At 70.4% G+C, this 6,523-nt stretch carries 9 protein-coding genes; 4 read left to right on the top strand and 5 right to left on the bottom strand.

Going from position 1 to position 6,523, the window contains the following annotated elements; genetic code table 11:
• The coding region (locus tag A7A76_RS26020; RefSeq protein ID WP_206410004.1) for an excalibur calcium-binding domain-containing protein at positions 1-165 on the top strand (165 nt) is incomplete at its 5' end.
• Between the two features lie 143 nt (positions 166-308).
• Entirely contained in the window at positions 309-881 is a 573-nt protein-coding gene (locus A7A76_RS04110; RefSeq protein ID WP_206410002.1) for a DUF3016 domain-containing protein, read from the top strand.
• 103 nt (positions 882-984) lie between these two features.
• On the opposite strand, the gene A7A76_RS04105 is transcribed toward A7A76_RS04110, so the two are convergent.
• Together A7A76_RS04105 and A7A76_RS04100 are read right to left on the bottom strand one after the other, a co-directional pair.
• Positions 985-1,404: a VOC family protein gene (locus tag A7A76_RS04105; RefSeq protein ID WP_206410001.1), complete on the bottom strand. Its 420-nt coding sequence runs from the start codon at positions 1,402-1,404 to the stop codon at positions 985-987.
• A gap of 176 nt (positions 1,405-1,580) precedes the next feature.
• Positions 1,581-2,342: an ATP-grasp domain-containing protein gene (locus A7A76_RS04100; RefSeq protein WP_206410000.1), complete on the bottom strand. Its 762-nt coding sequence runs from the start codon at positions 2,340-2,342 to the stop codon at positions 1,581-1,583.
• A 173-nt stretch (positions 2,343-2,515) separates the two neighbouring features.
• Between A7A76_RS04100 and A7A76_RS04095 the strand changes: the two genes are divergently transcribed.
• Positions 2,516-3,463: a hypothetical protein gene (locus tag A7A76_RS04095; RefSeq protein ID WP_206409999.1), complete on the top strand. Its 948-nt coding sequence runs from the start codon at positions 2,516-2,518 to the stop codon at positions 3,461-3,463.
• 224 nt (positions 3,464-3,687) lie between these two features.
• Here the strand turns inward: A7A76_RS04095 and A7A76_RS04090 are convergent, their stop codons facing one another.
• Complete coding sequence (locus A7A76_RS04090) at positions 3,688-4,200, bottom strand: DUF1697 domain-containing protein (RefSeq protein ID WP_206410003.1); 513 nt, start codon at positions 4,198-4,200, stop codon at positions 3,688-3,690.
• Positions 4,201-4,415: 215 nt separating this feature from the next.
• On the opposite strand from A7A76_RS04090, the gene A7A76_RS04085 reads away from it, so the two are divergent.
• The gene (locus A7A76_RS04085) at positions 4,416-5,291 is read left to right on the top strand and encodes a tetratricopeptide repeat protein (protein ID WP_206409998.1); all 876 of its coding nucleotides are present in this window, start codon (positions 4,416-4,418) and stop codon (positions 5,289-5,291) included.
• A 57-nt stretch (positions 5,292-5,348) separates the two neighbouring features.
• On the opposite strand, the gene A7A76_RS04080 is transcribed toward A7A76_RS04085, so the two are convergent.
• Together A7A76_RS04080 and A7A76_RS04075 are read right to left on the bottom strand one after the other, a co-directional pair.
• Positions 5,349-5,567: a hypothetical protein gene (locus A7A76_RS04080; protein ID WP_206409997.1), complete on the bottom strand. Its 219-nt coding sequence runs from the start codon at positions 5,565-5,567 to the stop codon at positions 5,349-5,351.
• A gap of 65 nt (positions 5,568-5,632) precedes the next feature.
• On the bottom strand, positions 5,633-6,178 hold the full coding sequence (locus A7A76_RS04075; protein WP_206409996.1) for a DUF2058 domain-containing protein: 546 nt from the start codon (positions 6,176-6,178) through the stop codon (positions 5,633-5,635).
• Between the last annotated feature and the right edge of the window lie 345 nt (positions 6,179-6,523).

Below are 6,523 nucleotides of genomic sequence, written 5' to 3'. Positions count from 1 at the left end.
CCGCGGCCGGCATCGCCCGCCGCGACGTGGCGGGAGGCGGCCACCGAAGCGTATTACCCCAATTGCAGCGCCGCCCGCGCCGCCGGCGTCGCGCCGCTGATGCGCGGCGATCCGGGCTATTCGCGCCGCCTGGACCGCGACGGCGACGGCCGCGCCTGCGAATAGCGCCGGCCAGGGCGAGGCCGCGAACGAACGGTCGTCGCACCACCGCAATCATCGTGAACTGCCGCCAACGCAGGCCCGGCCGCACTGGCCCGCGGCCCGGCCCAGGCGGAGAATCGGTGCCATCCCCACCTGCGGAGTACGCCATGAAACTGCGCACCGCATTGCTGGCCCTGGCCACTGCCGCCGTCCTGGCGAGCGGCGCCGCCGGCGCCAAGTCCCGCACCGTCACCGACCCCGACGCGCCGCGCGCGCTGCCCGCCCAGGGCGCGGTCGACGTGCGCTGGAACAATCCCGAGCAATTCACCGAAATCCGCCAGAGCCGCAACCGCTTCGAAGCGCGCCGCGGCAACTGGGTCGAACAGCTCGCCCAGTACGTGCGCAAGCGCACCGAGCGCGAACTGGCGCCCGGCCAGCGCCTGAGGGTGGACATCACCGACGTCAAGCGCGCCGGCGACTACGAGCCCTGGCACGGCCCGCAGTTCGACGACACCCGCTTCATCCGCGACATCTACCCGCCGCGCATCGACCTGAGCTTCACCCTCAGCGACGCCAACGGCCAGGTGATCGAACAAGGCCAGCGCACCCTGCGCGACATGAGCTTCCTGATGGGGCCGCGCGCCGCCGGGCAGACCGATCCGCTGCGCTACGAGAAGCGGCTGATCGACGACTGGGCGTTCCGCGAGTTCAAGGCCGACGCGCGCAGCGCGGCGCGCTGACCGCCGGCCTGGCCCAAGCCCGGATCGGCTCCTGCGAAAAGGCCCCGCGATGCGGGGCCTTTTGGTTTCGCCGAATGCGGGCGCTGCGGCGCGCCCCGCGCGCTCAGGCCTGCGCGTCGCCCGGCACCGCGTTGGGATCCATGTGGAAGATTTCCCAGGTGTTGCCGTCCAGATCGTCGTAAGCGCGCTGGTACATGAAACCGTAATCCTTCGGCTCGTGCGCCTTGGCGCCGGCGGCGACGGCCTTGTCGGCCAGCGCATCGACCTCGGCGCGGCTGCCCAGCGGCAGCGCCACCAGGGTCTGCACCTGGCGCTGCGGATCGATCAGCTCCTTCTGGGTGAAGGTCTGGAAGAACGGCCGCACCAGCAGCATCGCGAACAGATTCTCGCCGAGCAGCATGCAGGTGGCGTTCTCGTCGGTGAACTGCGGATTGAAGCTGTAGCCGAGCGCGGTGAAGAAGGCGACCGAACGGTCGAGGTCGCGCACCGGCAGGTTGACGAACATTTGGGCGTGGGTGGTCATGGCGTGAATCCTGGCTGGATGGACGAAGGGACGGCGGGCGCCGGAACCGGCCGGGTGAGGCCGCATTCCCGCCTGCTCATGACTGCGACGAGCCAGGATCGCAGGAATCGACAGGCTCGCGAAAATAATTTTCGCCTGTTGCGCACACCACCGGGGTTCCCGTTGCCAACGGTCGGTCAAGCGCCGGCCGGCGTCCGTGTGGCCAGCAACTGCGCCCAGCGCGCCAGCAGCAGATCGGTGTACGGCGCGGCGCCGATGGCGTAGGCGCCCAGCGCGTAGCCGTCGTTGGCCTCGATCAGCGCCGTGCGGCCGTCGTCGAGGACGCCGAAGTCGATGCCGTAACCCGCCGGCGCCGCGCCGCTGGCGTGGTAAGTCCGCACGGCCTCGGCGATCTCGCGCTCGCACGGGCGCAGCGCCGGATCGCCGTGGTAATGATCCAGCGCGACCACCTGCGCGCCGATCACATAAGCGCGGAACTCCGAGCGCCAGCGCACCGGCTGCGAGCACCACACCGTCTGCCGGCGCGACGCGCCGCCGAGAAAGTAGAGATCGCCCGGATGGTCGAACACCCGCCCGGTGAAGGTCTTCAGCCGTTCGGCCGGCTTGACGAACACGCCGCCCTGAGCGCCCTGCGAGATCCGGTTGGCGACCGCGTCCAGGCGCTCGCGCCATACGCGCCGACGCAGCCACGGCTGCAACGACTCAGGGTAATCGTCGGGGACCGGCACCGCGATGCCCAACTGCTTCATCGCTCCGCGCACGCAAGGCTCGGTGCCCATCACGAAACAGGTATCGTCCAGCGGCAGCGCGCGCCGCTCGATCTGCTTGCGGCGGTACGGGCGCACTTCGATCCCGCGTTCGGTCAGGACACCGGCAACCAGGCGTTCCTCGTGATCGAGTCGGTCCCCGCGTTGTTCGAGGTAGGCGATGCGGAACATGCGGCCGGGCCGGCGAGCGAGAGCGACAACGCCAGTGTAGCCAGTACGCCGGCGGTTTCGTCCGCCCGGCCGCGGGGCCCGCCCAGCACTGGCCGCTAACCCGCGCCCTCGCCGATAATCGCGCCCATCCGTTCCGCCGCCGCTGCGGCGGCCCCGCGCCAGGAGGCCGGTCCTTGTCGATCCAGTGCCGCAGTTGCCACCGGCCCATCCGCTCCGGCGATTGGCGCTGCCCGCATTGCGGCATTCCGCTGCCGGCCGGCGGCAAGGCTTCGACCTGGGGCTGGTGGCTGGCCAATCCGATGTACCGGCGCATGGTGCCGATCCTGGCCGCGGTGGTGCTGACGCTGTTGGTGGCGTCGATGATCCGCGACGACGTCGTCGAGTTCATCGCCACCCGCAACAAGGCCCGCAACGACGCCGCCGACAGCCGCGAGCTGCTGCTGCGCGAACAGCAGCGCCTCAACCGGCCCGACGGCCGCGAGAACCTGGCCGGGCCGATGCCCTCGGCCGCGACCGCGTTGCCGCTGGCGCGCACGCCCGAGGCGGTGCGGGCGGGCATCGGCACGATCATGCGCGAGGTCGGCGACCGCAGCCGCTATCGCCAGGCCCAGGTCGAGGCGCGCATCGCCGCGCTGCGCCTGGACACCCAACTCATGCCGGAAACCCTGCTCGGCGCGCGCGCCACCGCCGACGCGCGCCGCGCCAGCCAGCAGTACGCGCAGTTGCTCAACTACTCGCTGTCGATCAAGCGCGCCAGCCAGTTCGACGCGTCGCGGCGCCTGCAAGCGCTGGTCGGCGAAGGGCCCGACGGGCGCGCGCTGATGACCGAGTTCGCGCGCAACCTCGCGCGCGAGAGCGAGGAGGACGCGGCGCTGATGAACAACCGCCGCGCCACGATCGAAAAGACCCAGCGCGTCTACGACCTGGTCGACGCGCAACGCCAGCACATCGACCTCAACTACGACGGCAACCTGGTGTTCGCCGATACGCAGGCCGGCGAGCAGTACAACCGCCTGATCGGCGACATCGCCCAATTGGTGCTGCAGCGCCAGCAGATCGAAATCCAGCGCCAGGCGCGCACCCAGGCCGCGCTGGACGAAATCGGCAAGATCCGCCGCTGAAGGAGCGTGCGGGGCGGAGGCTCGCGGTTTCCTTAGTGCGGGTGGTGCATCGGCCGGCGATACCACCGCGTCGCGGCTTGCGCCGCTCCTACAGGGGCTGCGGAAGGTGGCGATCTACCTGTAGGAGCGGCGCGAGCCGCGACCGCGGGACATCAGGTCGCAGCGAAAACACCAGCGCGGCGACGTCGGCTCGCGAAAATCCGCCGCCGCGCGCTCGCCGGAAACTATCGATCCGCCGCCATCTCGATCAGCTTGGCCACGGTGTTGAGGTTGCGCGCCGTGCCCGCCTTCGCCGCCGGGATCGCCAGCCTGGAATCGGCCATCCCGTCGCCGTAGTGCACGTAGATCTCGCGCGCACCGAGCGCGATCTGCTCGTCCTTGCGGTGCTTGACCGCGTCCAGCGCATCGGCCGGCGGCGGCGCATCGAGGAAGATCAACACCGCGCGGTTCGGCGCGGCGTCGGCGAACGGATTGGCCGCCAGAGCCGCGGCCATGTCCTGCGCCGTGCGCAGCACCGCCCCGACCGGCTTGCCGGCGTAATCGCGCAGCGCGTCCTCCAGAGCCGCCTTGGCCTTGGCCTCGCTCAAGCCGGTGCGGAACACCACGTTGCCGCTGGCGATGTAGGTGCGCACGTCCTGGAAGCCGAGCGCCTCGCACATCGCGCGCAGATCGGCCATCGGCAGCTTGCCGGTGCCGCCGACGTTCACGGCGCGCAGCAGGGCGATGTGGGTTCGCAGGGTGGGCATAAATGCGGCTCCGGGACGGGATCGCCATTTCAGGCCAGCGCGCGCCGTCGCGCAAGCGCCGTCGGGGCCGCGCCCGGTCGGCGGCGACGCGTCCGCATCGGCCTCGCGGTCGCTGGTTTCGCGTTCGTCGGCAAAGGGATGACGCCGCCCGCGCGGGCCGGGCACACTGCCCGCGCACGCTCACGGACGAACAGGAGAACACGGCCATGCGCATCGCCACGATCGCAGCGCTCGCCCTGCTGACGCTGGCCCCGGCCGGCGCGCGGGCCTGCCTCAACGAAATGGCCACCGACCGCGCCGGGCGGCCGTATTCGTCCGACGGTCTGGTCGGCGCGAGCCTGGTGTATACGCTCACCCATCCCTATCGCGACCCGAAGATGGACCGTTTCCTGATCAAGGAAACGCGCAAAAACCCGAGCTTCGGCAACCTCAACGACATCGGCGTGCTGCTAGTCCGCCAAGGCAAGCTCGACGCCGCCCTGCGCCATTTCCGCACCGTCGAGCGGCTGTTCCCGGGCCAGCCGCAGACCGCGGCCAACCTCGGCACCGCACTGGAACTGGCCGGGCAGGACAAGGAAGCGCTGTACTGGATCCGCACCGGCCTGCAACGCAACCCGCGCGAGCATTACGGCTCCGAATGGCTGCACGTGCGCATCCTGGAAGCCAAGATCGCCGCCGCCGGCGATCCGGCTTACTTCCGCAACCATTCCATCGCCGGCATCGCCTTCAGCCCCGGTCTGGTGCCGCCGTTTCCGCGCAAGCTGCCCAACGGCAACGACGGCAAGCCGTTGCTGCCGTCGTGGCTGGATTCGTCCCTGGATTACCAACTGCACGAACGCATCGGCCTGGTCAAAGCGCCCGACCCGGTAGTCGCCAACCTGCTGATGGATTGGGCCACGCTGCACCTATCCGGCGGCTCGCTGGAAACCGCAAAAGCGCTGTACGAGCTGGCGACGACCTATGGCGCGCCGCGCGATGCGCTGATGCGGCGGCGCATCGCGCATATCGACCGGGTGTTGGCCAAGGCGGAGAAGCAGCCGACACCGGGGAAGCCTGATTGCAGGCTATGCGGTTGGGATTAAGCACCGCTCGGTCGGCGGCGCGCGCTTCACCGTATTTACCGGCCGCCCCGTAGCGCGCTACCCCGCCTCAACCACACCTTCGCCGCCGCAATCCTCGCAGCGCTCGAACACCGCCCAGCGCTCGTCGCCGCGCGCGTATTCGCGGCAGACATCGCCGCTGCCGCGGCACGGCGCGCACCAACGCCAACCATGCAACTCATCGGTTTGGCTCGCGCGCGCCTTCGCCAGGAACATCCGCTTGCGGATGTCTCGCTTCAACGGTTCCTTGTCGTCCATGTCCTGACGCCCGTGGCCAGGCCTTCAGGGCCTGTGCTTTCGATTCGCGATGACGGCGCCGCGCTTCACCAGACCAAATCGTCCGGCACCTTGAACTGCGCGTAATACGCCTCGTCCTCGCTCAACTCCTGCGCCGCCGCGGCCGGCTTGGCGCCGTGATCGAGCACGACCATCGCCGCGTCGCGCTCGCGCACCTTCTCCGCCGCGGCGCGCGGGATCAGCGCGTAATCGTCGCCGTGGCGCACGATCGCCAGCGCGCCGCCGGCCAGTTGCGTGCGCTGCGCGGCATCGACGTAGAGCGTCTTGATCGCTTCGCCGTCGGCGAAGCGGTAGGCGATCTCGCCCTGCCGCTTGAGCTTGTTCTGCTCGACGATCTGCTGGATCTGCGCGCGCAGCTCGTGCGCGTGCGCCTGGGCCTTGCGCTGCGCTTCCAGCGCGCGGTCGCGCTCGACCTTTTCGGCGCGGGCGCGTTCGGCCTGGCTGGGTTCGGCGGCGGGCGCCTGCGGCTGCTTGGACTGGCGCTGCTTGTTCTGCTCGCGCACGGCCTGGGTGGCCTGCGACTTCTTCGCCAGGCCGGCCTTGAGCAGCTGTTCTTGTAGGGGATTTCGCATAGGCCGCAGTCTAGTACGCCGGCCCGGCGCGCCGGAAGCGGGCGTCGCCGCGAACGCGCCGCGCAACACCGCCCGCGCGGCTCTGGCTAAAATCGGGCGGCATCGCCGGCGCCGGTCGCGCGCCGGACGCCGCGCATCCCCCGCTTCAAGGAACGACAGGAACGTCATGAAGATCGCTCAGTCTCTGCTCGCGCTGGCCGTCGGCCTGCTCGCCGCCGGCGCCCACGCCGCCGAACCCAAGGTCCGATTCCGGGTCCACACCGATACCGCGCCGTCCACGCCGGCCGCGGCCGCCGCGCCGGCCGCCTCGGCGGCTCCGAAGGCCTCAGCCGCGCCGGCCGCCGC

Source organism: Lysobacter enzymogenes (assembly GCF_017168095.1).
Classification (GTDB): Bacteria; Pseudomonadota; Gammaproteobacteria; order Xanthomonadales; family Xanthomonadaceae; genus Lysobacter; species Lysobacter enzymogenes_D.
Note: the sequence above shows the minus strand (reverse complement) of the source record. Positions and strands in the feature narration are given on the sequence as shown.